The organism is Actinomadura syzygii (genome assembly GCF_008085905.1).
Taxonomy (GTDB): Bacteria; Actinomycetota; Actinomycetes; order Streptosporangiales; family Streptosporangiaceae; genus Spirillospora; species Spirillospora syzygii.
Map to the genome: position 1 here is coordinate 89,332 of NZ_VSFF01000001.1, position 24,383 is coordinate 113,714.

A 24,383-nucleotide genomic window follows, 5' to 3' on the forward strand; every position below is an offset into this window, starting at 1 on the left:
AAGCTAATCTTGGGAGTGAACACATTAGCAAAGGCAGGTTGCCTGACGATCGGCGTGCTGCTGATTTTGGTATTCTTGTTTTTCTACCTGCGAAGAGGCGGGCTCATTGAGGCGTTGGCGAGCCGGGTAGTTCTAATATTGTTCGCCATCGCCATCTCCATGGAACTTCTCGGAGGGATGGTCTATTTCGCCTCTTCACGCTATGCCAGCGCGCATGCTTGCCCGATTGAATCAGATTCAATTCCCCAATAGCGCCCTACCGGCACGAGCCGCGACCTGGTCCCCACCTCAAGCCATCCCTCCAAAGGCGCTCTACGACCAGCGGAGCGGGCACGCACGCTGAGCCGCGGCTCGGGTCGGCAGGGCGCCCGAGCTCGCGCACCGCGCCGGGCGCAGCGTTGAGGTCCCCTCCGCTGCCTGTCCCGTGGACGCCCGGCAATGGCCAGGGCCTATCGAGACCGATCAGGGCGCAATGAGAACAGCCCTTGACCGGGCTGGGCCTGGTCAAGGGCTGGTTCTTGCTGTGTGGCGGGTGCAGGGTTCGAACCTGCGTAGGCTAAGCCGACGGATTTACAGTCCGCTCCCATTGGCCACTCGGGCAACCCGCCGTGGCGTCGCTGTCGCGACGGCACTGGAAAGGATAGCGGACGGCAGGGGCTGGTGTGACATCGAGGCGGGACGGTCTTGATCGGGGGAGTCGCTAGGCTCTACGGACCGCGAAGATGCTGCTGAGGGGATGTGTGTGTGCGATGGCCGACAGCTCTTTCGACATCGTCAGCAAGCTGGACCGGCAGGAGGTCGACAACGCGCTGAACCAGGCCGCCAAGGAGGTGGCCAACCGGTTCGACTTCCGGAACGTGGACGCGGGGATCAGATGGTCCGGCGAGACGATCGAGATCCAGGCGAACACGGGCGAGCGGGCGAACGCCGTGCTCGACGTGTTGAAGGACAAGCTCGTCAAGCGTGGGATCTCGTTGAAGGCGATCGACGCCGGTGAGCCGAAGCTGTCCGGGAAGGTGCACAAGCTGAGCGTGAGCCTCAAGGAGGGCATCGCCCAGGAGGACGCGAAGAAGATCGGCAAGATCATCCGGGACGAGGGGCCGAAGGGGATCAAGGCCCAGATCCAGGGTGAGGAACTGCGCGTCACCTCGAAGAAGAAGGACGACCTGCAGCAGGTCATCAACCTGCTGAAGGGCAAGGACCTGGACGTGGCGCTTCAGTTCGTCAACTACCGGTGACATGAGGGAGCGCGCCGGCCCCATCCCCCGCAGAAGTGGCCGGCGCGCTCTCGTTGGGTTATGACGCCGCCGCGTCCGGATTGGTTCGGGGGAATTGGCCCGAGTTCTGGGACGGGTCGGAGGGGACCGTCAGCGGCGGTGGCCGGCCATGCGCTCCAGGCGGGCGATGCGGTCGGCCGTGGGCGGGTGGGTGGAGAACAGGCGGCCGATGCCGGCGCCGGCGAACGGGTTGGCGATCATCAGGGAGCTGGTGGTGGCGAGCTCCGGGTCCTGCGGCAGCGGCATCGCGCGGGTGCCCGCGTCGATCTTGCGGAGGGCGGCGGCGAGGGCGAGCGGGTCGCCGGTGAGCCGGGCCCCGGCGGCGTCCGCGGCGTACTCGCGGGTGCGGCTGATCGCCATCTGTACGACGGCGGCGGCGACCGGGCCGAGGACGATCATCAGCAGCGCGCCGAGGAGGCCGGGGCCGTCGTCGTCGTCCGAGCGTCCGATCGGGATGAAGATCGCCAGGTGGGACAGGTAGGTGATCACGGTGGCGATGGCGGCGGCGACGGACGAGATCAGGATGTCGCGGTTGTAGACGTGGGACAGCTCGTGTCCGAGGACGGCGCGCAGTTCGCGCTCGTCCAGCATCTGGAGGATGCCGCGGGTGCAGCAGACGGCGGCGTTGCGCGGGTTGCGGCCGGTGGCGAAGGCGTTGGGCTGGCGGGTCTCGGAGACGTAGAGGCGCGGCATCGGCTGGTGCGCCGAGTTCGCCAGTTCGCGGACGAGCCGGTACAGGATCGGGGCCTCGACCTCGCCGACCGGGTGGGCGCGCATGGAGCGCAGCGCGATCCGGTCGCTGAAGAAGTACGCGACGCCGTTGGTCGCCAGCGCGATGACCAGCGCGATCGCCAGCCCGGCCCGGCCGCCGAACGTCCATCCGGCGACGAGCACCAACGCCGACAGCGCCGCGATCAGGGCAGCCGTCTTGACGCCGTTGAACCGCACTTCCGCCCGCCTCCCCGTCGACTCCCCATGAACATCAACGGTTTGACCTGCGTGAACGTTCCCCGTCCAGGCCCATTCACGCTACCCGAGGGGGTTGCTGGGGCGAGCCGCGCTCAGGTGGCCTGGGTGACCGTCTGCAGGACGATCTGCGGCGCCACCGACAGGACGACCGCACCCGCCGCGGCGGCGGCGATCGCGGTGCGGACGGGGAGGCCCGGCGCGGGGTCGTAGGACGGCCCGTCCGCCGGGGTGAACAGCCGGACGGCCCAGGCCAGGTAGTAGTACAGCCCGATCACCGTGTTGATCGCCATGACGACGGCGAGCCAGGTGACGCCGCCCGCAACCGTCGCGCGGAACACGACGACCTTGGCGAACAGTCCCATGACGCCGGGCGGGAGCCCGGCGAGGCAGATCAGGAAGAACGCGAGCGCGGCGGCGACGTGGGGGCTGCGGCGGGCGAGGCCGCGGTAGTCGTCCAGCGTGTCCCACGACGGCGAGAGCGGAACGGCACGGCGGCGGAAGCCGATCACCACGGCGAACGCGCCGAGGTTCATCACGGCGTAGAGGGCGACGTAGGCGGTGGTGGCGGCGACGGCCTCGGGGAGCCGGTCCTCGCCGACGGCGAGCGGCGCCAGCATGTACCCGGACTGCGCGACCGACGACCAGGCGAGCAGCCGGATCGCGGTGCGCTGCCGGAGCGCGACGAGGTTCCCGACCGTCATCGTCACGGCGGCGAGGACGGCGATCACCGGCCCCCACACGTGGCCGTAGGACGGCAGGCCGAGCGCGAGGACGATCGTCAGCCCCGCGAACCCGGCGGCCTTCGACACGACGGACAGGAACGCGGCGACGGGCGGCGGCGAGCCCTGGTAGACGTCCGGGGCCCAGAAGTGGAAGGGGACGGCGGCGACCTTGAACGCGAACCCGGCGAGGACGAGCACCGACCCGGCGGCGGCGACCGGGTCGAGGTCGGCGGGCAGCCGCGCCAAAGCGGGCGCGATCCGGTCGAGGTGCATGGCGCCGGTCGCGCCGTAGACGAGGCTGATCCCGAACAGCATGATCGCCGTGGACACCACGGAGACCAGGAACAGTTTCAGCGCGGCCTCGGACGCCGTCCCGTCGTAGCGGCGGAGCGCGGCGAGCGCGAACACCGGCAGCGACAGCGTCTCCAGCGCGACGACCAGCAGGACGAGGTCGCGGGCGGCGACGAGGGTCAGCGCGCCGACGACGGCGGCGAGCAGCAGGAAGTGGTACTCCCCCACCGGCATCTTCGAGTCGGTGATCTCCTGGAGGGAGAGCAGCACGACGACGACGGCCGCGGCGAGGACGATCCCCTGGAAGAGGAGCGTGAAGTCGTCCGCGACGTAGGAGCAGGAGCGGGGGCCGGAGCCGCGCAGGTCGCCGGGCAGGCAGAACGTGGCGCGCCTGTCCCCGAAGGCCAACGCGGCCACGGCGACGAGCGCGGCCACCAGCGCGCCGCCGGAGAGCAGCGAGATCAGGCGGCGGGGCGCGTCGAAGGCGTCGGCGAGCAGCAGCCCGAGCGCGGCGACGGCGAGGATCAGCGGCGGCGCGATCGCCGCGTAGTCGATGCCCTGGATCATCAGCCGCCTCCGAACAGCGCGCGGACGGGGTCGGCCGTCACGTCCAGCAGGGTCTTCGGCCACAGGCCGACCAGCAGCGTCAGCCCGATCAGCGGGACCCAGGCGGCGTACTCCTGCGCGGACACGGCGGGGGCCGGGCCCCGGGACACGCCGTCCGACGGTCCGTGGGTGAGCTTGGACAGCATGCGCAGGAAGTAGGCCGCGGTGAGGACCGCGCCGAGCGCCGCGACGGCCATGAACATCACGAACGTCTCGCGCGGCAGGTCGGCGTGCGGGCGGTACGCGCCGAGCAGCGCGAGCATCTCGCCCCAGAACCCGGCGAGCCCCGGCAGCCCGAGCGACGCGACCGACGCGAACGTGAGGACGGACGCCAGCCGCGGCGACGTGCCGAGCATCCCGCCGCCGAGCGCGTCCATGTCGGCGGTGCCCCAGCGCTCCTTGACCGACCCGGCGAGGAAGAACAGCAGGCTGGTGACGAGTCCGTGCGCGACGTTGCCGAACAGCGCCGCGTTGATCCCGACCGGGGTGAGCGTCGCGATGCCGAGCAGGACGAAGCCCATGTGCCCCACGGACGAGTAGGCGATCATCCGTTTCAGGTCGCGCTGGGCGAGGCAGGCGAGCGCGCTGTAGACGATCCCGATCACGGCGAGGAGGCCGAGCCAGGGCGCCCAGAACCGGGCGCCGTCCGGGGCGAGCGGCAGCGCCACCCGGACGAGCCCGTACGTCCCCATTTTCAGCAGCACCCCGGCGAGCAGCACGGACCCGACGGTCGGGGCCTCGGTGTGCGCGTCCGGCAGCCAGGTGTGCAGCGGCCACATCGGCGCCTTCACCGCGAACCCGACGCCCATCAGCGCGAACGCGGCGACCTGCACGCCGTGCGACAGGCCGGAGCCGTGCCGGGCGGCCAGCTCGGTCATGTCGAGCGTGCCCGCCGTCGCGCCGACGAGCAGCATCCCGGCGAGGAGGAGACCGGAGCCGAGGAGGGTGTAGAGGATGAACTTGGTGGCGGCGGCGCGGCGGTCCGTCCCGCCCCACAGCATGATCACCACGTACATGGGGACGAGGACGGTCTCGAAGAACACGAAGAACAGCACGAGGTCGAGCGCGACGAACGTGCCGAGCAGCCCGATCTCCAGGACGAGCAGCAGCGCGGTCAGCAGCCTGGTCCGGCCGCCCGCCGGAGGGTGGCGCAACGTGTAGAGGAAGCAGAGGAACGTCAGCAACGCGGTCAGCACGACCAGCGGCAGCGAGATCCCGTCGACGCCGAGGTGGAAGCGCAGCCCGATCGCGGACGCCCATTCCCGGTCGACTTCGAGTTGCATGCGGGACGTCGCGCCGAAGTCGAACGCCGTCAGCGCGGACACGGCGACGAGCAGCGTCGCGCCGGACACGGCCGTCCCGAACGCGCGGACGGCGAAGTCGGTCCGCAGGAACCGGTTCGCCGGGACGAGCATCGCGAGCGCCCCGGCCAGCGGGATCGCCATCATCAGCACGAAGATCACAGCAGGATCACCACTCCGGCCACGATGACGACGACCCCGGCGAGCAGGCCGGTGAGATAGGTCTGCGCGTTGCCGTTCTGCGGGACGCGCAGCACCCCGCCGAGCCAGGTCGCGGCGCGTCCGGAGCCGACGACGGCGGCGTCCACGCGGCGTCCGTCGAACCGGACGACCTGCCGCGCCAGCGCCCGCACTGGACGGACGACCGCCCATGCGTACAACTCGTCCACGTAGAAGGCCCGCGCGAACACCGGGCGGGCCCGTCCGAGCAGGCGCGCCGGGTCCAGCGCCGGGTCGCGGTTCCAGACGAGGAACGCGGCGCCCCCGCCCAGGACGACGAGCAGCAACGCGAGCAACGTGGACCCGACATGGGGACGCAGTTCCTCGGCCCCGAGCCCGAAGAATCCGAGGATCGCGGCTGGGACGGCCAGCGCGGCGACCGTCCACGACATGAGCCTGGACGGTTCGCGCGTTTCGTAGGTCCCGCGCGGCTCCCCGAAGAACGTCATCAGCCACGCCCGCATCGCATACGCCGCCGTCAACACGGCGGTGAGCAGCAGCCCGACATAGACGACCCACGCCACCCCGCCGGACACGGTCTCGGAAGGGCCGCCGTGCAGGGCGGTGTGCTGGGCGGCCTCGATGATCGAGTCCTTGCTGAACCAGCCGCTGAACGGCGGGACGCCCGCGAGCGCCGCCAGCCCGACCGTCATCGACCAGAACGTGACCGGCATGCCGCGCCGCAGCCCGCCGTAGTGGGCGAGCATGTTCGATCCGGCGACGACGATCACGCATCCGGCGGCGAGGAACAGCAGCGCCTTGAACGCGCCGTGCGTCAGCAGGTGGAAGATCGCGGCGGACTTCGCGCCGACCGCGAGCCCGGCCGCCATCACGGCGAGCTGGCTGATCGTCGAATAGGCGAGGACGCGTTTCACGTCGTCCTGCGCCAGCGCCGCGAGCGCCGAGCCGACCATGGAGATCACCGCGAGGACGCCGAGCACGGCGAGCGCCGCCGACGCCGCCGCGAACACCTCGTATACGCGGGCGACGACGTAGACGCCCGCCGCGACCATCGTGGCCGCGTGGATCAGGGCGCTGACCGGGGTCGGACCCGCCATCGCGTCCGGCAGCCAGGTGTGCAGCGGGAACTGCGCGCTCTTGCCCGCGACCCCGGCGAGCAGCAGCAGCGCGCCCGCCGTGACGGTCGCGTCCGGCAGCGTCGACGCCTTCTGCACGATGGCGCCGATCTCGAACGTCCCGGCGCCGACGCCGAGGACGAGCACGCCGATCAGGAACCCGGCGTCGCCGAGCCGCGTGACGAGGAACGCCTTGACCGCCGCCCGCGAGTTCGCCCGCTCCTCCCAGTGGTGTCCGATCAGGAAGTACGAGCAGATGCCCATGACCTCCCAGCCCACGTACAGGACGAGGAGGTCGCCGGAGTAGACGACGAGCAGCATCGCGGACGTGAACATCGACACGAACGCGGCGTACGACGAGTAGCGCCGGTCGTCCCTCAGATACGCGACCGAGTACACCTGGACGGCGAGGGCGACGCAGCAGACCATCAGCCCGACGACGGCGGCGAGGCCGTCCACCTGGAGGCCGACGCGGATCGGCACGGAGCCGGTGTCGATGACGGTGAGCAGGCCCGTCCGCGGGCCGGGGTCGCGCCACACCGTGAACGCGACGATCGCGGACAGGACGAGCGACACCCCGACCGGCGCGCACGCGATCAGCGCGGGCCCGTTGCGCACGGGCCCGACCCTGAGCACCCGGGTCAGCGACGGGCCGAACAGCAGCCCGGCGAACGCGGCGAGGAACGGCAGCAGCGCCACCAGCGAGGCGAGCCAGATCACGGCGCGGCCTCCTCGACCCGCTCGGGCTCGACGGCGGCGGCCGGACGGGACGGCTCCTCGGCGAGGGTGCGGAGGCGGTCGACGTCCACCATCCGCCGGTTCCGGAACACCAGCAGCACGAGCGCGAGCCCCAGCCCGATCTCCGCCGCCGCGATCACGATCGTGAACAGCGTGAGGACCTGCCCGCCGTGCAGCCGGTCGCGGTAGAAGACGTCGAACGTGACGAGGTTGAGGTTCACCGCGTTCAGCATCAACTCGACCGACATCAGCACCAGGATCGCGTTGCGGCGCGCCAGCACCCCGTACACACCGACGGAGAACAGCAGCGCGGCGACGACCGTCGGGTACGCGAGGTGCATCAGACGTCGCCTCCCTTATCCCCGCCAATGTCCGACCGGGACAGGACGATCGCGCCGACGAGCGACGCCAGAAGCAACACCGACAACACCTCGAACGGCAGGACCCACGTCCGGAACACTCCGGCGCCCAGTTCCTCCGCCGATCCGCCGCCTGCGCGGAGCGGGGTCCGCGCGTCCCCGAAGCCCATGACGACCACGGTCACGAGGACGGCCGCCGTCGCGACGGCCACGCCCAGCGCCGCCCACCGGTTGCCGGAGTCGAGGTCGGCGGACTCGCCGATCGGCGCGCGGGTCAGCATGATCCCGAACAGCAGCAGGACGACGACCGCGCCGACGTAGATCAGCACCTGCACCCACGCGACGAACTCCGCCGTGAGGACGAGGTAGCCGCCGGCGAGCGCGCCGAACGACACCACCAGCCACAGCGCCGCGTGGACGAGCCGCCGCGTCGTCACCACCAGCACGGCGGACCCGACCGCGACGACGCCGAGCAGCGTGAACACGACCTCCTGGCCGCTCACGGCGTCGTCCCGGGGCGCCTGCGCGCGGCGGCCTTCGCGGCGGCGGCGATCTCCTTCGGCGGCTCGGCGGCCGGGTCGTGCGCCTGCGGCGGCGGGACGGTCCACATCCATTCCCGCAGCCGGTCCTTCTCGTGCGTCAGTTCGGCGATGTCGTACTCGGCGTACTCGAACTCCGGCGACCAGAACAGGGCGTCGAACGGGCACACCTCGATGCAGATGCCGCAGTACATGCACAGCGCGAAGTCGATGGCGAACCGGTCGAGGACGTTGCGGGTGCGAGCGCGACCACCGCCTTCGGCGGGCAGGGTCTCCTTGTGCGAGTCGATGTAGATGCACCAGTCGGGACACTCGCGGGCGCAGAGCATGCAGACGGTGCAGTTCTCTTCGAACAGCGCGATGACACCGCGGCTCCGCGGAGGCAGGTCCGGCTGCACTTCGGGGTATTGACGCGTTATGGAACGCCGCGTCATCGTTCGCAACGTGACCGCCAGCCCCTTGGCCAGCCCGCCTCCTGGTAGCCGTCCCACCCGCCCCATGATTGCGCACGATCGGCTTCCGGGGAACGCGACCGGGTCCGGCTTCGTCTCTTCTGTGAGGGGTGTGCGGCTTTGAGCGGGAACGTTGCGCGGGAGGTCTGGTGAGCGATCACACGGAGCGCCCTGACGACACGGGCCCCGGGCATCGTCCGCGGCCGCACGCGCACCCGGGTCCGCCGGGGCATCGTCCGCGGCCGTACGGGGCTCCGCCGGGGTGGCGTCCGCCCTTCGCGCGGCCTCCCGTTCCGCCCGCTCAGCTCCGGCCGGTCGGGCCGCCGCCCGTCCCGGCGCGGGGGCCGGAGAGTGCGCGCGGTGTGCTGTGGGCGGCGATCCCGTTCCTCACCCTCGGCTACGGGACGCCCGTGACCTTCCTCTACGCGGCCGTGAAGCGCGGGTCGTGGCGGCTCGGCGCGACCGCGGCCGGGTACGGGGCCGGGACGGCGGGCGTCCTCCTGCTGCTCCAGTTCGGCAGCGCGGCCTCCATCGTCCTCGGCTCCTTCCTGGCGATCATGCTGTGGCTGGCGGGCACCGGGCACGCGTTCGCCGTGCGGACGTCCGTCTTCCCGCCCGAGGCTCCGCGCAACAGGCTCAACGAGCACGCCATCGAGGTCGCCAAGTACCGCCGGGGGCTGCGCGAGGACGCCCGCGCCCTCGCCGCCGAGGACCCGGCGCTGGCCCGCGAGCTGCGGATCGGCCGTCCGGACGTGCCCCGCACCTACGACGACGGCGGACTCGTGGACGTCAACCACGCCCCGCCCGAGATCCTCGCCGCGCTGCCCGGCATGACGCCGGAGATGGTCGAGCGGGTGGTGCGCCGCCGCGAGGAGCACGGCGGCTTCGTCTCCGTCGAGGAGATGGCCGTGGACGCCGACATCCCGCCGGACGTCCTCCCCGAGATGGCCGACTTCACGATCTTCCTGCGCTGACCGCGCGTCCAGGTCAGAGCGCGACCTTGAGGACGCCGGTCAGCGCGAGCTGCGCCAGCGACAGCGGGACGAGCCAGGCCCAGGCGAGCTTCTGCAACTGGTCCTCGCGCATGCGCGGATAGCTGACCCGGAACCAGATCACGCAGAACGCCAGGACGGCGGCCTTGAGCAGCGTCCAGAGCCAGCCCAGCTCGGTGTTCAGGAACGGGCCCTTCCAGCCGCCGAGGAACAGCACAGCCGTCAGCCCGCACAGGACGACGATCCCCGCGTACTCGGCCAGCAGGAAGAACGCGAACCGCAGCCCGCCGTACTCGGTGTACGGGCCGAAGATGATCTCCGAGTCGGCGACCGGCATGTCGAACGGCGGGCGGCGCAGCTCCGCGAGCCCCGCGACGAAGAACACGACGGCGCCGATCGCCTGCCAGGGCAGCCAGTACCAGCGCCATTCGCCGACGATGCCCTGGAGGGAGAGCGTCCCGGCTGCCATCGCGACCGACGACGCGGCGAACACCATCGGCAGCTCGTACGACATGAGCTGCGCGGCGACCCGCATCCCGCCGAGCAGCGAGTACTTGTTCGCGCTCGCCCAGCCCGCCATGATCGCGCCGATCACGCCGACGCCCATCACGGCCAGCGCGAAGAAGACGCCCGGCCCGAGGTCGAGCGCCACCTGCCCGCCGGGCCCGACCGGGATCACGAGCAGCACCAGCAGGTACGGGACGAGCGCCACGCCCGGGGCCAGCTTGAACACCCACCGGTCGGCGTCGCGCGGGACCACGTCCTCCTTCTGCGCGAACTTCACGCCGTCGGCGACGAGCTGCGCCCAGCCGTGGAAGGCGCCCGCGTACATGGGTCCGAGACGGCCCTGCATGTGCGCCATCACCTTGTGCTCGGCCTGCCCGACGAGCAGCGGCAGCACCGCGAACGCGCCCGCCACCAGCACGAGCTTGACCACGACCTCAAGCATCGGGCCCCTGCCCTTCTGGGGGGCGACCCCCAGACCCCCGAGACGGGGCGCTTGGACGATCCTCACTCCGCTGGCGCTCCGCTGCGGTCGCCCAAGCGCCCTCATCCGGCACACCGGGCGGCCGCATACGACGCCGGCTCGGGGCGCCGTGGCCCGACTCGCCGGGTTCCTTGGCGCCGGGCCAGGGCTTGGCGACGCGGGCGGCGAGGACGAAGTCCTTGCGGAGGGGGTGGCCCTCGAAGCCGTCCGGGAGCAGCAGCGGGACGAGGTTCGGGTGCCCCTCGAACAGCACGCCGAACATCTCCGCCGTCTCCCGCTCGTGCCACGCCGCGCCCCGGTAGACGCCCGTCGCGGTCGGCAGGACGGGTTTCCGCTTCGGCACCCGCGTCCGGATCAGCAGGTGGTGGCGGCGTTCGAGCGAGTACACGTGGACGACCACGGCGAAGCCGTCGTCGAGCTCGTCCACGCCGGTCAGCCAGTCGAAGAAGCCGCAGGACAGCTCGTCGCGGGCGAAGGTCAGCGCGTCCAGCCAGAGCTCGGGCGCGACGCCGACCGCGAGCCCGCCGGTGGTCTCCTCGGCGCTGATCTCCTCGCCGTAGCGGGACGTCCAGGCGTCGTGGAGGGCCTCGGCCTCGGGGCTCACCGGTCGCGCCCGATCTGGTCGTCGTGCCCGTCGTGCCCGTAGTCGTGCCCGTAGTCATCGTCGTCGTCGACCAGGCCGGGGATGATCGACGGGTCGTGCCGGTCGGTGTCGTCCACGATGGGCGCCACGGGTCGCGTCACCTCGTCGTCCGCGATGGTCGCGTTGGGACGGGTCACCTCGTCGTCCTCGATCGGGGCCACGGGAATGGTCACGTCGTCCGGAAGCACCGGGTGGTCCCCCAGGTGCTGGACGGGCACGGTCGCGTCGTCGGCGCCGTCCGGGTGGGGCTCCTCCGCCGCGTCGCCGTTCGCCGCCTCGCCCATGACGTCCCAGTGCTCGAACGTCTCGTCCGCCTCCGGGGGCGGCGGCTGGAGCGGGCGGCGCAGCACCGTCGCCGCGAACGGCCGCGGCCCCGGCGGCGGAGACGGCGGCTCGCCGCCGCCACCCCCGTACCGGTCCCCGAGCGACTCGGCCGCGATCTTCTCCTGCAGATGGACGATCCCCTGCAGCAGCGCCTCCGGACGGGGCGGGCAGCCCGGCACGTACACGTCCACCGGGATGATCTGGTCGACGCCCTTGGTCACGCAGTAGGAGTCCCAGTAGGGCCCGCCGCAGTTGGAGCACGCGCCGAACGAGATCACGTACTTGGGCTCGGGCATCTGCTCGTACAGGCGGCGCACCGCGGGCGCCATCTTGTCGCTGACGGTGCCGGACACGACCATGAGGTCGGCCTGCCGCGGACCCGGTGCGAACGGGATCACCCCGAGCCGGATGAAGTCGTGCCGCGCCATGGACGTCGCGATGAACTCGATGGCGCAGCAGGCCAGCCCGAAGTTGAAGACCCACAGCGAGTAGCGGCGGCCCCAGTTGAGCACGAACTTGACCGGCTTCGGCGCGAGCCGCGACAGCGGTCCGACGCTCGGCGGGGGTAGATCGACGGTGCCCACTGGAGCATTGTTACACCCAGGACAGCACGCCCTTCTTGCCCGCGTACGCGAGCCCGACCGCGAGGAAGGCGAGGAACACGAACATCTCGCCGAGCGTGGTCGCGCCGTATCCCGGATCGGAGAAGACCGTCGCCCACGGGAACAGGAACACCGCGTCGACGGCGAACACGACGTACAGATAGGCGAAGACGTAGTAGCGGACGTACGAATGCGCCCACCCCTCGCCCACGGGATCGACGCCGCACTCGTACGTCGTCAGTTTCTCCGCCGTGGGACGGTGCGGACGAAGCATCCGGTTGGCGGCGAGCGCCCCGCCGACGATCCCCGCGCCGACGAGGAGCAGAACGACCACGACGACATATGTGTCGAAATAGTTATGCACCAAATCCTCCCCGGCTGCGTCTGATCCAGTATCCCCGCAGCGGGCCGCGGGGGCACTGTGACCTTGTACCTCCACATCAGGGGCAGCAGGATGTCATGGTTTTACTGCACACTAGATTTGCATTGGGGTCAGTTGACCTGGAAGGACGTGACCGGATGAGCAACCCTCCGCCGCCCCCGGGCTGGGACCCCCCGGGCGGTGCCTCCTGGCCGCCTCCGCCGCCGCCCGCCGGACCGGGCGGACCGGGACCGGGCGGGCCCGGAAACCCCGGCGGACCTGGGGTTCCCGGTGGAGTTGGCCCCGGCGGCCCACCGCCGCCACCCGGCGGATACGGCGGCCCAGGCACGCCGCCGCCCTTCTTTCCGCCGCCGCCCGGCGGCCCGCTCGGCCCGGGCATGCCGCCGCCGAAGCGCGGCGGAGGCGGCGCGGTGATCGCGGCGATCCTGGGCGGCGCGGTCGTCGTCCTGGTCCTCATCGGCGTCGTGGTGTACGTGCTCACCGCGGCCGGCGGCAAGTCGCCGGAGGAGAAGCTGACCGCCGCGGCCGTCAGCATGGACGCCGCCCGCGCGGTCACGCTGAAGGGCACCATGGGCGGCACGGGGACGCTGAACGGCGAGGTGAACGTCACCAAGGGCGGGCGCGCCGCCGGCGACGTCACCTGGAACGGCGACAGCGTGACGGTGCTCTCGGCCGACGGCAAGCTGTTCGTGAAGGCCGACTCCGCGTACTGGAAGAAGGAGCTGTCGTCCAACGACGACCCGTTCTTCCTGACGTCCGGCCAGCAGTGGGGGCGGCTCAGCCCCGACGAGCTGAACCTCGACTTCAAGGCCCAGCTCTCCCCGGCGGCGCTGGCGGGCAAGCTGCGCTCCGCGCGGACGTCGAGCGTCAAGCCCATCAAGACGACCTGGCAGGGCAAGAAGGTGCTGAAGTTCAGCACGTTCTCGTCCACCCTCTACATCACCGACGAGGACGACGCCGAGCTGCTGCGCTACGAGGCGACGACGCCGCGGGTGCGCGTCGACGTCACGCCGAAGAGCTCGGGTGACGCCTCGTCCGTCCTGTCCAACATGCGGACGAGCATCGGCGAGCTGAAGGACTCCTTCAACGGCTCCGCCCAGCCGCGCGTCGCGGAGTGGAAGCGCGGCGGCTGCAACGGCGACTCCGGCTGCACGGTCGAGGCGAAGATCCGCCCGCCGTACGACGTGGAGACGCCCGTCACGATCGACGTCCGGTTCCGGCTCACCGCCGGGACGCTGACCGGCCGCGACCTCGGCAACTGCACGACCCGCATCACGATGACCAGCTCCACCCCGCAGTGGACGAGCTGCCGCGTCTCGGGCGGCGCGTGGACGAGCTGGGCCAAGGCCACCGGCGGGACGTTCTACAAGCACGCCTCCTACAAGGTGATCGGCGCCACCTCCGAAGAGGTCTCCTCGATGCAGAGCGGCCTCGACAGCGAGTAGCGGATCCACCCCGCACGACCCCGGGTGCCCGGCGGCGCTTTCCCAAGATCGGGAACAGCGCCGCCGGGCACCCTTATGCTCGTTGGGGACGCCCCCGGGGCCGGCGGCCCCCGACATCCGTGACCGAACACCGTCCGGACACCGCCGACCGCATCCCGGGCGCCGTCCGGAATCCCTTGCTTTGTGCCTGACGGTCGGGCCGCGACCCGGCCCCGGAAGTGAGCAGAGTGAGCCCCCAGTGAGCGTTGAACAGGACGACCCGTCATCCGCGCCCGCCGCCCCGCGGCCGCCGCTGCCCTCCCCGCCGCCGCCCCCGCGGGCGGTGTTCATGAGGCGGCGGCTGATCGTCGCGGCCGGGGCCGCGGCGGTCGTGCTGACGGTCGGCGGGGGCCTCGCGGTCGCGCTGTCCGGGGACGGCGAGCCGTCCGGCAAGCCGGTGAAGCCGACCGTGTCCGCGCCGCCCCCGGAGTGGACGGTCAAGGCCGGACGGCTGCTCGCGTCCGGTCCGGGCGTCCGCTACGACGGGGCGCTGACGGTCGGCGGCAGACCCGTGCTCGCCCGGCTGCGGATCACCCAGGCGGGCTCGGCGACCGGCACGCTGACGGCCGGTGCGCTGACGGCGGACGTCGTCGCCGTCGACGGCGCGACCTACCTCAGGGCGGGCCTCGCGTTCTGGCGCGACTACGCGGGCGAACTCACCCACCCCGAGTACTACGCCGGACGCTGGTCCAAGGCGCCCGCCGCGCTGCCCGGCTTCGACGTCCCCGGCGTCCTCGGCCCCGAGGCGATCGCCCGGACGCTCGCGAAGGCGCCCCGGCGCCCGTCCACGGAGGACGTCGGCGGACGTCCCGCCTACAAGGTCAAGACGCCGTCCGCCGAGTACCTGGTCGCGTCGGCGGCGCCGTACCGGCTGCTGGCGGTGCGCGCGACCGGGCCGAACGCGCCGTGGTTCACGGCCTCGCCGGTGGCGGCGCCCGCGTCGATGTTCGCCGAGTTGCGCTCCCGGGTGGCCAGGCTGGGCGGAGCCTCCGACCCGGGGCTGCGCTTCCGTCCCGGGACGCTCACCTTCAGCAACTGCGACCAGAACACGAACGGCTGCACGGTGACCGTTCCCGCCACATTGGACTCTCCGGCGGGAACGGTTCCGTCCGGGGCGCGGGCGGCGCTGCGGGCGGCGATCACGTCGCGCGGGCAGCCGCTCGGCGCGTGCGCCGAGTCCAAGCCCGTCCCGGCGAACCGGGCGCTGGTGCTGACCTGCACGGTGAAGAGCAAGCTGTGGCGGCGCTGGATGCGGACGGCGCTCGACAACCCCGGCTCGTACCCGTACACGGCGACGGCGCAGGTCATCGGGGAGGCGGTGGCCATCACGGACGTCCCGAAACTGGTCGCCGCCGTCGACCGCGAGCGAGCCTCGGTCGCCCAGCCGGAACCGGCCACACCGGGAACGGCGGGTTCCGGCTCGCCCCGATCGGGCCCCGCCTGACCTGGAGATCAAGCGGCGGGACAGAACGCTCAGACGTGGCGAAGCGGGCCGCGCCGGATGCTTCCCCAGCGCCACGCAAGGCCCGGTGCAGGTGAACTTTATTTGGCCTGTCTACACTTCGGGACGTGAACGCCACGCCCGCGGGGAGCCGCGGCTCCTCGACGAACCTCGCGCGGCGCCTGGTCAGGCGGCTGCACGTCGACCTGTGCCGGCAGCGCAGCAGCCTGTGTCGACGATGAACTCGGGGACCCGCCAGGGTCGTACCACGCGATAGGACCTGCCTGATCAGGGAGGGCCGAGTGAACCCGCACCGAAGTGGCACCCCAGCGGGACGTCACGCGACGGGCGGAGCGGCGGCCCCGGTCCCTGTCTCGGAGGACCGGCGGCGACCAGTGACCGAAACGCGGTTTGTCACCGCGTGCCGTCATCCCGGTGAGCGGTCCGCTCCCCGACACCATCATCGAAGCCCGGACATACCATGAAGGTAATCCTAAGTAGCATCACGTTCCCAGGCGCCTCCCCTGGGACGGATGCTGCGCGTCGAGGAGGTCTTCCTCTGTGACCAAACAGGTCCAGCAGCTCGACCGCGTCATCATCCGCTTCGCCGGGGACTCCGGCGACGGTATGCAGTTGACCGGCGACCGCTTCACCCAGGAGACCGCGGCGTTCGGCAACGACTTGTCTACCTTGCCGAACTTCCCGGCCGAAATCCGCGCCCCCGCCGGGACCCTCCCCGGCGTTTCCAGCTTCCAGTTGCACTTCGCCGACCACGACATCCTCACGCCGGGCGACGCGCCCAACGTCCTGGTCGCGATGAACCCGGCCGCCTTGAAGGCCAACCTCGGCGATCTTCCCCGCGGGGCCGACCTCATAGTCAACACCGACGAGTTCACCAAGCGGAACCTCGCCAAGGTGGGCTACGAGACGAACCCCGTCGAGGACGACTCGCTCGCCGAGTACCGGGTGCACGCGCTGCCGCTCACCTCGATGACCGTCACCGCGCTCACCGACTACGACATCTCCAAGAAGGACGCCGAGCGCGCGAAGAACATGTTCGCGCTCGGGCTGCTGTCCTGGCTCTACCACCGTCCCACCGAAGGAACGATCTCCTTCCTGGAGAAGAAGTTCGGCAACAAGCCCGAGATCATGAAGGCCAACATCGCGGCCTTCCAGGCGGGCTGGTCCTACGGCGAGACCACCGAGGCGTTCTCGGTGCAGTATGAGATCAAGCCCGCCGAGCACGAGCCCGGCCTGTACCGCAACATCACCGGGAACCTCGCCATCGCCTACGGCCTCGTCGCCGCGGGCGTGCAGAGCGGGCTGCCGATCTTCCTCGGCTCGTACCCGATCACCCCGGCGTCCGACATCCTGCACGAGATGTCGAAGCACAAGCGGTTCGGCGTCCGGACGTTCCAGGCCGAGGACGAGATCGCCGCGGTCGGCGCGGCGCTCGGCGCCTCGTTCGGCGGGTCGCTCGGCGTCACCACGACGTCCGGTCCGGGCATCGCGCTGAAGAGCGAGACGATCGGCCTCGGCGTCGCGACCGAGCTCCCGCTGCTGGTCATCGACGTGCAGCGGGCCGGTCCCTCCACCGGGTTGCCGACCAAGACCGAGCAGGCCGACCTGATGCAGGCCATGTACGGCCGCAACGGCGAGGCGCCCGTCCCGGTGATCGCGCCGCAGTCGCCGTCGGACTGCTTCGACGCCGCGATCGAGGCCGCCCGGATCGCCGTGAAGTACCGCACGCCGGTGATCATCCTGTCGGACGGCTACCTCGCCAACGGCTCCGAGCCGTGGAAGCTGCCGGACGTCGCGGCCCTGCCGACGATCGAGCCCGGCTTCGCCGAGCCCGCGGCGGACGGCGCGGAGTTCCAGCCGTTCGCCCGCGACCCCGACACCCTCGCCCGCCCGTGGGCGGTGCCGGGGACGGCGGGCCTGGAGCACCGGATCGGCGGCCTGGAGAAGGCCGACATCACCGGTAACATCTCCTACGACCCCGCCAACCACGACCGCATGACCAGGCTCCGGCAGGCCAAGGTCGAGGGCATCGCGAACGACATCGAGCCGCTCGCGGTGGACGACCCGTCCGGCGCGGCGCGCGTCCTCGTCCTCGGGTGGGGCGGGACGTACGGCGCGATCTCGGCGGGAGTGCGGCGCGTCCGGACGTCCGGGCGGAACGTCGCGCAGGCCCACCTGCGCCACCTCAACCCGTTCCCCGCGAACCTGCCCGAGGTGCTGCGGTCCTACGACAGGGTCGTCGTGCCGGAGATCAACCTCGGCCAGCTCGCGATGCTGCTGCGCGGCCGGTTCCTCGTCGACGTGATCGGCTACAACCAGGTCCGCGGCCTGCCCTTCAAGGCCGAAGAGCTGCAGGGCGTCATCCAGGATGTGATCGACAGTGAGTGACAGCGGAGCGCCGAACGGAAACGGCGCCTCGAACGGAAACGGCTCCGCGGACGGGTCCGGGAACGGGTCCGGGAACGGGCGCAGCCTGCTTTCGCTGGTCCCGAAGACCGACGTGAAGCAGACCATGAAGGACTTCAAGACCGACCAGGAGGTGCGCTGGTGCCCCGGGTGCGGTGACTACGCGATCCTCGCGGCGGTCCAGTCCTTCCTGCCCGAGCTGGGGCTGCGCCGCGAGAACATCACGTTCGTGTCGGGGATCGGCTGCTCGTCGCGGTTCCCGTACTACATGAACACCTACGGGTTCCACTCGATCCACGGCCGCGCGCCCGCGATCGCGACGGGCCTCGCGACGTCGCGTCCGGACCTGTCGGTGTGGGTCGTGACCGGGGACGGCGACGCCCTCTCCATCGGCGGCAACCACCTGATCCACGCGCTGCGCCGCAACGTCAACCTGAAGATCCTGCTGTTCAACAACCGGATCTACGGGCTGACGAAGGGCCAGTACTCGCCCACGTCCGAGATCGGCAAGATCACCAAGTCGACCCCGATGGGCTCGCTGGACGCCCCGTTCAACCCGCTGTCGCTGGCGATCGGCGCGGAGGGCACGTTCGTCGCCCGGACGATCGACTCCGACCGCAAGCACCTCCAGTCGGTGCTGCGGGCGGCGGCCCAGCACCGCGGCACCGCCCTGGTCGAGATCTACCAGAACTGCAACATCTTCAACGACAACGCCTTCGAGCCGTTGAAGGACGCCGCCGTCCGCGACGATGTCACGGTCCGGCTGGAGCACGGCGAGCCGATCATTTTCGGCGCGGACCGGTCCAAGGCGTTGCGGCGGTCCGCGTCCGGATCGTTCGAGGTCGTGAACGTCGCCGATGTGGACGCGACGGAAATCGCCGTCCACGATGCCCACAACCCGGACCCGTCGATGGCGTTCGCGCTGTCCCGGCTCGACCAGCCGGCGTTCGAGCACACCCCGATCGGGATCTTCCGCGATGTGGACCGTCCGTCCTACGACGAGCTGATGCGTGCCCAGCTCAGCGAGGCCGTCGAGCGGCAGGGCGAGGGCGATCTCGCCTCCCTGCTCGGCAGTGGGGACACCTGGCGCATCGACTGATCGCGTCGCCATTCGCGCAGGCCCGGCCCCGGTTCGCCCGGGGCCGGGCCGTTTCGTGTATTGAGACGCCGCGAACGGGGCACGGTTGAACACATCGGTGACCGACCGGGGACGTTCCGGACATGCCACGTTCGCGGGACGGTACCCCGTCCTGCAAGACTGACTAGATCATGTGAAACGTCGGGGAGGTGACGATGCGGGTCATTCCGCGCCGCAACAAGGGTCGTCGGCGGGACGAGAAACCCGCGGGCAACACCCCGTCCTCTCCCGGCCGCCCGTCCACAGAGGTAATAGACCCGGCCCAGCCTTTCTACCCGGGCTCCACCCAGCCGCGCCCTTCACAACCCGGCGCGAAACCGCCAGGCAGGCCGCCCCAGGGCGCGCAACGACCGGACACACGACCACCGGGCGCGCAGGGATCCGGCGCACGGCCACCGGACGCGGGCGCACCCGGCACGCGACCACTGAACACGCAGCCGCTCAGCCCGCAAGCCCCACCCGGAACGCAGCCGCCAGGCATCCAACCTCCCACCAGTCGGACGCCGAGCACGCAAACCCCGACCGCGCCACAACCGCCCGCACCGTCCACGGGACGGACGTCCGGCAGCGGGCGACATCGTGGACCTCAGCCGACGGCAGGCGGGCCGACGAGCCCGGCGGGCGGCCCCGTTAGCGTGACGAAGCGCGGGCCCGAATCGACGACCGCCGTCCTCCCGCCCATCACCGTGCCCGCGGACGCGGCCGCGCGGCGGCGAGCGCGCTCAGCCGAACGGCAGCGCGCGGCAGCGGAGACGAAGCGCAGCCGAGCAGGACGACGACCGGCAGGCCGCACGGCCCCGACGCCCTCGACACGCGCCGCGGCGCAGCACCGCTCCGCCCTCGTGGTCATGGTCCTGACCCTGGGCCTGCTGATCGCGGCGGTGGCGGTGACCGGCACCATGGTCGTCTCGTCCCGCCGCACGCGACCGGTGACGCTGGCCTCGCCCCTCCAGATCTACCCGGTCTCCGGGGCGACCCCGGGCCAGTGCCCGGCGGGCACGCGCGGCATCACCGCACAGTCCGGCGCGGGCCCCACCTGCTACGGCCTGTCGCAGGGCATCGCCATCCGCAAGGTCGCCGACCTCCGGGTGCAGAAGTCCCGTGCACGCTCTGGCGGCTACGACGTAGCGGTCACCCTGCGCCCGGTCGACCGCCACGCCTTCGCCCAACTAACCCGCGCAACGGTAGGCCGCGACCTGGCCTTCGTCGTCCGCGACCGCCTCGTCACCCTTCCCCGCGTCGACATGGCCATCACAAACGGCAAGGTAATCGTGACAGGCCCACCCGACCGCGCCTCCGCCAACCGCCTAGTCCACGAACTAAAGGGCACCTGAGAGGCCCCAGGGGCCCGTTCCTGCGGCGGCGCATCGCCCAGGGTCAGCAGCAGTTCGGGGATGCCGTGTAAAAAGGTCCCCGAGGGTGCGGAGGGGTCCTCCGGAGTGTTCTTTGGGGCCCAGAGGCCCTAGGGCGCGATCGTCCATTTTCCTAATCTCGCTCTTGTCAGGAAGAAAGAGCAGAAGGGAATTCTCGGATGGCCAAGAGAATGCGACTGGTGATGGCAGGCGGAGTCGCGGCGGCCGCCTTAACCGGCACCGCGGGCACTGTGGCGATCGCCACGTCGGACGGATCCGCACCGTCCCACGCGCAGACCGTCTCCGCGGTCCGCTCCGCCGATTCGCCCGTGCCGGCGTCCGCGGCCAAGCGCGGATGGCAGAAGTGGGGCAAGTGGAAGAAGTTCAATGGCGACAAATGCCGCACCTATGTGGACGCCACGCCGTCCGGGAAGCGGCTCCTCGTGAGCTCCCAGGTGGAATGCGGCAAAAAGCACTACTCCATGGAGACGACGCTCGCCGGAAAGTGGAACACGCATCCCTTCCGGGTGATCGTCCGCGGTTGCGGCCAGGGGAACGCCCCGGTCAAGTCCTGCTACGCCTCCCAGTACGTCAACAACCCCGCCGGTAAGCAGCGGTGGAGGGTCGTCGGCCTTGGCAACCTGTTCGGGATCGACCTTCCGGACGCCGTCATCGAATTCACGGCGTAGCGGAACGAAAACCGAACCCCGGGCGGCCGCGCACCCACCGCGGCCGCCCGGGGACGGCGGCCCTCGCCCCTTTGGCGGCGGGTGCGCGTTCGGTGGGGGGCGCGAACGTGCGTGGGGGGTGCTGCCGCAGGGGCGAGGGCCTGTCTAGGGGGAGACCGTCATGCGGTGTGCTCTGTCCAGGTGCGGGAGGGCGCCGACTATGGGGCATCCGGCGGAGAGGGCGGCGGCTCGGATGAAGCGCTCGTCGATCGCGATGCGGGCCCAGACGACCTTTCCCGCCGCGAGTTCCGTCCAGCCGCAGCCGCCGGTCGCGAACGCCTGGACGATGATCAGGCCCCGGCCGTGGCCGCCGAAGTAGCCGGGAGTCTGCAACAGCGGGCGGCCGGGGTGGTCGTCCCAGACGCACATCTCGATGCCGATGTCGAGGCGGCTGACCCACGCGCGCATTTTCTCGCTCACGCAATGGCGTGCCGCGTTGGACGCCAGCTCCGACATGATCTGACAGGCGTCACTGCGGTAGGCGTTGAGCCCCCACACATTGAGGCTGCTTCGCACGAGATCGCGCGTCAAATACACGGTTTCGCGACATGCGGTAACTCTCACCGCAAATTGGTTGGTCTGGTCTGTTTTGCGCGTGGCGGCGTCCATGGGCAGCCCTTTCGGGTCTCTGTTTCTCGCGACAAAGGCTGCCGTCTGCGGGTACAGTTCTAGCGTTCAACCAAACAATCTGTATTTCCAGGATCTCGAATGCCCCCTCGGAACGATCTTGATCCAGATAACGATCATTGGCACTGGCTAGCCGCTGACCTGCGGGTATGGCGGCTTGAGCGCAACATGACACAGCCCGCTCTCGGCGAGATTCTTGGGGTGACAAAAACTCAGGTTTCGAACTGGGAATCGGCCCGCGAGAACCTGCCCATGAAGCACGCCGAAACTCTTGACCTGGTATGGCGTACTGCGGGGCACTTCACCCGGCTTCGTCGTCTGGCGGAGCGAGCGCACGATCCCGGCTGGTGGAGCCAGTACACGCCACTGGAAGCCCGGGCCTCCCGAGTTTCGTACTGGGCTCTAGCGATCATTCCTGGCCTGCTGCAGACCGAGGACTACGCGCGGGCCCTCATGGAGGACGGGCAGATTATTGAGAATGTCGAGGACGCCGTGTCCGCGCGCATGGCGCGACAAGGGATCCTCACTCGGGAGAAGCCTCCGGAGCTGCGCGTACTCATCAACGAAGGTGCACTAGATCAACCGGTAGGCGGTGTTGAGGTCATGCGTGGGCAACTCACGCATTTGATCGCTATCAGCCACGCTCGCAACGTCATCCTGCAAGTGGTCCCCCGGGATGTGGGCGCGCACATCGGCCTCGACGGGTCGTTCACCCTCCTCACCGGAGCAAGGTGGTCGGCGGCCTACATGGAAGCCAACACAGGTGGCAGACTGACGCATGAGCCCGCGAGCGTTGAGGACTTCGGCAAACGCCTTGACTTAATACGGTCGGAAGCACTATCTGCTTCCGCATCCCGCAGTCATATCGGTCGGATCATGGAGGCCATGAAGTGATCAAGTGGCGTAAGGCCAGTCGTAGCAACGCGTCCGGCAATGAGTGCGTTGAGGTCGCGGCCCTCCCGAAGGGGCGCGCTATCAGGGACAGCAAGGCTCCGGAAGGCGGGCACCTCGTGCTTTCGGCCGAGAGCTTTGCTCAGCTCGTCGCTGCCGTGAAGGCGGACGAGTTCGACTTCTGATCCAGCCTCCCGAACAAGCGGCCTCGTCCTCCCGGCGGGGCCGTTCGTATGTGGGTCGGTGTGGCTAGGGGCGGGGGAGCATTTTTAGGGGGGCGTAGGGGGTGCGGCCTGAGGAGCTGGCGATGATCAGGCCCGCGGGGGATGCGAGGAGGCGGGGGCGGGAGTCGTTCCAGCGGGACGGGACGACCGCCGACGTCATTTCCTTGCCCATGGACGAGTCGTACGACCGTAGTTGCAGCGTCGTGAAGCGGGTCGTGAGGGTGAGCACGTCCTTGCCGTCGAAGGCGATGGCGTCGATCGTGTTGCGGCTGGTCCCGGTCGTCCAGAGTCGGCGGCCGTCGCTGACGCGGTAGCCGACGAGCGAGTTCTCGCCGCGGTCGGCGCGGGCGACGGCGACGAGCGTGTCGGCCGAGACCGCGATCTTCCGGGTCGGGACGGCCGCCGAGCCCGACTGGTCGAAGGTGTCGATGCTCCGGCCGGGGTCGTCGGTGGGGATGGTCGCGGTGACGCGGCCCTGGGCGTCCAGCACCGTCAGCGTCTTCTTGCCCCGGGCGTCGGACTCGCGGACGGCGACCACGAGCGGCGCGGCGTTGACCAGGTCGACGTTGGCGTTGCCGACCACGCGGAGGTCGGTCTTCCACAGCTCGCGGCCGGTCGCCGGGTCGACCGCCCGGACGAGCTGGCTGGTGGTGGTCGCCGTGACACCGGTGCCGGTGGTCCGGGTGCAGCGCTCCCCGAGCAGGACCTGGGCGGACGTCCCCGCCACCCACTCGAAGGAGCAGCCGTTGAGCTTGTGCTCCTGCTTCCAGAGGGTCTTGCCGTCCCGGACGGCGAAGCCTTCGACGGTGTCGTTCGTCCGGTAGGCGCCGGTGGTTCCGGCGATGGCGAGCGAGTCGGCCTTGTCCGTGAGCGCCGGGCGGCCGATGGGGAGCGTCCGGTTCCAGAGCGTCTTTCCGGTGGCGGTGTCGATCGCGGCGAGGGAGCCGCACTGGCCGGAGCCGGGCTCGTGGGCGATCAGGCCGATGCCGCCCTCGGCCGTCCGGCTCATCGCGCAGAGGGTGTCGCGGCCGGGCAGGACCGAGTTCCAGGACTGCTCGCCGGTCCCGGCCGCGTAGGCGGTCAGGCCGTCGAACTTGCCCCGCACGACGGCGTCACCGGTGATCCAGACGCCCTCGGTGTCGGTGTCGGAGGCCCGGTCGGACGGCGCGGACCACGCGAAGCGCAGCGTCGGCCCGTGCAGGACGTCGAAGAGCAGCCAGCCGGGGTAGACGCACACGGCCGCCGCGACCGGCCCGGCCACCCAGCCCAGCCGCCCCAGCTTGTACAGCCCGTAGCAGGCCGCCGGTACCAGGATCATCAGCGGGAAGAACGACAGGGCGAAGATCAGGCCCCAGTGGTTCGGGCACGGACCGCGCCGCGTCCCGCAGGAGCCGCCCGCCTCGCTGCCCAGCGCGCCGAAGTTCCTGATCAGGAGGGTCGCCAGCAGGCCGCACGCCGCCGCCGCGACCAGCCCGATGGCCACCCTTCTCGCCGTGACCGACCGCCCCGACTTCTTCGCACGCGTCATCCCCGCCGCCCCTCCCACCCGCCCGACCAGCGACGGGAGTATGGCACGCGGCCATAAAGATCA

Annotated in this window: 25 protein-coding genes and 1 tRNA gene; 11 read left to right on the top strand and 15 right to left on the bottom strand. The window is 70.6% G+C overall.

Translation table 11 applies throughout. The features are described 5' to 3' along the window. Window positions 1-15 precede the first annotated feature (15 nt). Window positions 16-252 (top strand): hypothetical protein, encoded by a 237-nt coding sequence (locus FXF65_RS00555; protein ID WP_148347531.1) that lies wholly within the window; start codon window positions 16-18, stop codon window positions 250-252. Window positions 253-526: 274 nt separating this feature from the next. Here the strand turns inward: FXF65_RS00555 and FXF65_RS00560 are convergent. Next, window positions 527-608: transfer RNA gene (locus FXF65_RS00560), tRNA-Tyr, on the bottom strand. Window positions 609-749: 141 nt separating this feature from the next. Between FXF65_RS00560 and FXF65_RS00565 the strand changes: the two genes are divergently transcribed. Next, window positions 750-1,238, top strand: a complete 489-nt coding sequence (locus FXF65_RS00565; protein WP_148347532.1) for a YajQ family cyclic di-GMP-binding protein — start codon at window positions 750-752, stop codon at window positions 1,236-1,238. A gap of 129 nt (window positions 1,239-1,367) precedes the next feature. Here FXF65_RS00565 and htpX read toward each other — a convergent pair whose 3' ends face one another. From htpX to FXF65_RS00600, 7 genes are all read right to left on the bottom strand, one after another. Further along, window positions 1,368-2,225, bottom strand: coding sequence for a zinc metalloprotease HtpX (gene htpX, locus FXF65_RS00570; protein ID WP_148347533.1), 858 nt, complete (start codon window positions 2,223-2,225; stop codon window positions 1,368-1,370). Window positions 2,226-2,338: 113 nt separating this feature from the next. Then, the gene (locus FXF65_RS00575; RefSeq protein WP_148347534.1) at window positions 2,339-3,826 is read right to left on the bottom strand and encodes an NADH-quinone oxidoreductase subunit N; all 1,488 of its coding nucleotides are present in this window, start codon (window positions 3,824-3,826) and stop codon (window positions 2,339-2,341) included. Next, complete coding sequence (locus FXF65_RS00580; RefSeq protein WP_342787267.1) at window positions 3,826-5,328, bottom strand: complex I subunit 4 family protein; 1,503 nt, start codon at window positions 5,326-5,328, stop codon at window positions 3,826-3,828. The genes FXF65_RS00575 and FXF65_RS00580 overlap by 1 nt, the downstream gene beginning before the upstream one ends. Then, entirely contained in the window at window positions 5,325-7,181 is a 1,857-nt protein-coding gene (locus FXF65_RS00585) for an NADH-quinone oxidoreductase subunit 5 family protein (RefSeq protein WP_148347535.1), read from the bottom strand. Before FXF65_RS00585 ends, FXF65_RS00580 begins: the two co-directional genes overlap by 4 nt. Further along, window positions 7,178-7,540: an NADH-quinone oxidoreductase subunit NuoK gene (gene nuoK, locus FXF65_RS00590; RefSeq protein ID WP_148347536.1), complete on the bottom strand. Its 363-nt coding sequence runs from the start codon at window positions 7,538-7,540 to the stop codon at window positions 7,178-7,180. Before nuoK ends, FXF65_RS00585 begins: the two co-directional genes overlap by 4 nt. Continuing rightward, complete coding sequence (locus tag FXF65_RS00595; RefSeq protein ID WP_222868298.1) at window positions 7,540-8,061, bottom strand: NADH-quinone oxidoreductase subunit J family protein; 522 nt, start codon at window positions 8,059-8,061, stop codon at window positions 7,540-7,542. Before FXF65_RS00595 ends, nuoK begins: the two co-directional genes overlap by 1 nt. Further along, the gene (locus FXF65_RS00600; protein ID WP_222868299.1) at window positions 8,058-8,531 is read right to left on the bottom strand and encodes a 4Fe-4S binding protein; all 474 of its coding nucleotides are present in this window, start codon (window positions 8,529-8,531) and stop codon (window positions 8,058-8,060) included. The genes FXF65_RS00595 and FXF65_RS00600 overlap by 4 nt, the downstream gene beginning before the upstream one ends. A gap of 380 nt (window positions 8,532-8,911) precedes the next feature. On the opposite strand from FXF65_RS00600, the gene FXF65_RS00605 reads away from it, so the two are divergent. Then, window positions 8,912-9,523, top strand: a complete 612-nt coding sequence (locus FXF65_RS00605; RefSeq protein WP_148347539.1) for a helix-hairpin-helix domain-containing protein — start codon at window positions 8,912-8,914, stop codon at window positions 9,521-9,523. A 13-nt stretch (window positions 9,524-9,536) separates the two neighbouring features. Here the strand turns inward: FXF65_RS00605 and FXF65_RS00610 are convergent, their stop codons facing one another. The 4 genes from FXF65_RS00610 to FXF65_RS00625 are packed head-to-tail and all read right to left on the bottom strand — an operon-like array spanning window position 9,537 to window position 12,462. Beyond that, entirely contained in the window at window positions 9,537-10,490 is a 954-nt protein-coding gene (locus FXF65_RS00610) for a complex I subunit 1/NuoH family protein (RefSeq protein WP_148347540.1), read from the bottom strand. After that, complete coding sequence (locus tag FXF65_RS00615) at window positions 10,483-11,133, bottom strand: NADH-quinone oxidoreductase subunit C (RefSeq protein ID WP_148347541.1); 651 nt, start codon at window positions 11,131-11,133, stop codon at window positions 10,483-10,485. The genes FXF65_RS00610 and FXF65_RS00615 overlap by 8 nt, the downstream gene beginning before the upstream one ends. Continuing rightward, window positions 11,130-12,080: an NADH-quinone oxidoreductase subunit B gene (locus FXF65_RS46165; protein WP_148347542.1), complete on the bottom strand. Its 951-nt coding sequence runs from the start codon at window positions 12,078-12,080 to the stop codon at window positions 11,130-11,132. Before FXF65_RS46165 ends, FXF65_RS00615 begins: the two co-directional genes overlap by 4 nt. A 10-nt stretch (window positions 12,081-12,090) precedes the next feature. After that, window positions 12,091-12,462 (bottom strand): NADH-quinone oxidoreductase subunit A, encoded by a 372-nt coding sequence (locus tag FXF65_RS00625; RefSeq protein WP_148347543.1) that lies wholly within the window; start codon window positions 12,460-12,462, stop codon window positions 12,091-12,093. Between the two features lie 428 nt (window positions 12,463-12,890). Here FXF65_RS00625 and FXF65_RS00630 point away from each other — a divergent pair, with 428 nt between their 5' ends. The 4 genes from FXF65_RS00630 to FXF65_RS00645 all read left to right on the top strand — a co-directional run bounded on the left by FXF65_RS00630 (window position 12,891) and on the right by FXF65_RS00645 (window position 18,931). Further along, window positions 12,891-13,925: a hypothetical protein gene (locus FXF65_RS00630; protein WP_246198279.1), complete on the top strand. Its 1,035-nt coding sequence runs from the start codon at window positions 12,891-12,893 to the stop codon at window positions 13,923-13,925. A gap of 238 nt (window positions 13,926-14,163) precedes the next feature. Next, the gene (locus tag FXF65_RS00635; RefSeq protein ID WP_148347545.1) at window positions 14,164-15,408 is read left to right on the top strand and encodes a LolA-like protein; all 1,245 of its coding nucleotides are present in this window, start codon (window positions 14,164-14,166) and stop codon (window positions 15,406-15,408) included. A gap of 558 nt (window positions 15,409-15,966) precedes the next feature. Beyond that, entirely contained in the window at window positions 15,967-17,814 is a 1,848-nt protein-coding gene (locus FXF65_RS00640; RefSeq protein ID WP_148347546.1) for a 2-oxoacid:acceptor oxidoreductase subunit alpha, read from the top strand. Window positions 17,815-17,899: 85 nt separating this feature from the next. Continuing rightward, window positions 17,900-18,931, top strand: a complete 1,032-nt coding sequence (locus FXF65_RS00645) for a 2-oxoacid:ferredoxin oxidoreductase subunit beta (RefSeq protein WP_187412078.1) — start codon at window positions 17,900-17,902, stop codon at window positions 18,929-18,931. 625 nt (window positions 18,932-19,556) lie between these two features. Here the strand turns inward: FXF65_RS00645 and FXF65_RS00650 are convergent. Next, entirely contained in the window at window positions 19,557-19,820 is a 264-nt protein-coding gene (locus FXF65_RS00650; protein ID WP_148347547.1) for a hypothetical protein, read from the bottom strand. On the opposite strand from FXF65_RS00650, the gene FXF65_RS00655 reads away from it, so the two are divergent. Together FXF65_RS00655 and FXF65_RS00660 are read left to right on the top strand one after the other, a co-directional pair. Then, complete coding sequence (locus FXF65_RS00655) at window positions 19,819-20,304, top strand: SecDF P1 head subdomain-containing protein (RefSeq protein ID WP_148347548.1); 486 nt, start codon at window positions 19,819-19,821, stop codon at window positions 20,302-20,304. The two genes, FXF65_RS00650 and FXF65_RS00655, sit on opposite strands and share 2 nt — an antisense overlap. 218 nt (window positions 20,305-20,522) lie before the next feature. Beyond that, window positions 20,523-21,011 (top strand): hypothetical protein, encoded by a 489-nt coding sequence (locus tag FXF65_RS00660; protein ID WP_148347549.1) that lies wholly within the window; start codon window positions 20,523-20,525, stop codon window positions 21,009-21,011. 144 nt (window positions 21,012-21,155) lie between these two features. Here FXF65_RS00660 and FXF65_RS00665 read toward each other — a convergent pair whose 3' ends face one another. Next, the gene (locus FXF65_RS00665) at window positions 21,156-21,566 is read right to left on the bottom strand and encodes an ATP-binding protein (RefSeq protein ID WP_148347550.1); all 411 of its coding nucleotides are present in this window, start codon (window positions 21,564-21,566) and stop codon (window positions 21,156-21,158) included. Between the two features lie 192 nt (window positions 21,567-21,758). Between FXF65_RS00665 and FXF65_RS00670 the strand changes: the two genes are divergently transcribed. Next, window positions 21,759-22,571, top strand: coding sequence for a helix-turn-helix domain-containing protein (locus FXF65_RS00670; RefSeq protein ID WP_148347551.1), 813 nt, complete (start codon window positions 21,759-21,761; stop codon window positions 22,569-22,571). Further along, a complete protein-coding gene (locus tag FXF65_RS00675; RefSeq protein WP_148347552.1) occupies window positions 22,568-22,753 on the top strand; it encodes a DUF397 domain-containing protein in 186 nt (61 codons plus the stop codon). Before FXF65_RS00670 ends, FXF65_RS00675 begins: the two co-directional genes overlap by 4 nt. A 64-nt stretch (window positions 22,754-22,817) precedes the next feature. Here FXF65_RS00675 and FXF65_RS00680 read toward each other — a convergent pair whose 3' ends face one another. Continuing rightward, window positions 22,818-24,320, bottom strand: a complete 1,503-nt coding sequence (locus tag FXF65_RS00680; protein WP_148347553.1) for an outer membrane protein assembly factor BamB family protein — start codon at window positions 24,318-24,320, stop codon at window positions 22,818-22,820. Between the last annotated feature and the right edge of the window lie 63 nt (window positions 24,321-24,383).

Coding starts and splice junctions, on each gene's coding strand:
- FXF65_RS00565 (WP_148347532.1), top strand. CDS start 750: ATGGCCGACAGCTCTTTCGACATCGTCAGCAAGCTGGACCGGCAGGAG.
- FXF65_RS00575 (WP_148347534.1), bottom strand. CDS start 3,826: ATGATCCAGGGCATCGACTACGCGGCGATCGCGCCGCCGCTGATCCTC.
- nuoK (WP_148347536.1), bottom strand. CDS start 7,540: ATGCACCTCGCGTACCCGACGGTCGTCGCCGCGCTGCTGTTCTCCGTC.
- FXF65_RS00600 (WP_222868299.1), bottom strand. CDS start 8,531: ATGACGCGGCGTTCCATAACGCGTCAATACCCCGAAGTGCAGCCGGAC.
- FXF65_RS00610 (WP_148347540.1), bottom strand. CDS start 10,490: ATGCTTGAGGTCGTGGTCAAGCTCGTGCTGGTGGCGGGCGCGTTCGCG.
- FXF65_RS00655 (WP_148347548.1), top strand. CDS start 19,819: ATGGTCCTGACCCTGGGCCTGCTGATCGCGGCGGTGGCGGTGACCGGC.
- FXF65_RS00650 (WP_148347547.1), bottom strand. CDS start 19,820: ATGACCACGAGGGCGGAGCGGTGCTGCGCCGCGGCGCGTGTCGAGGGC.
- FXF65_RS00670 (WP_148347551.1), top strand. CDS start 21,759: ATGCCCCCTCGGAACGATCTTGATCCAGATAACGATCATTGGCACTGG.
- FXF65_RS00680 (WP_148347553.1), bottom strand. CDS start 24,320: ATGACGCGTGCGAAGAAGTCGGGGCGGTCGGTCACGGCGAGAAGGGTG.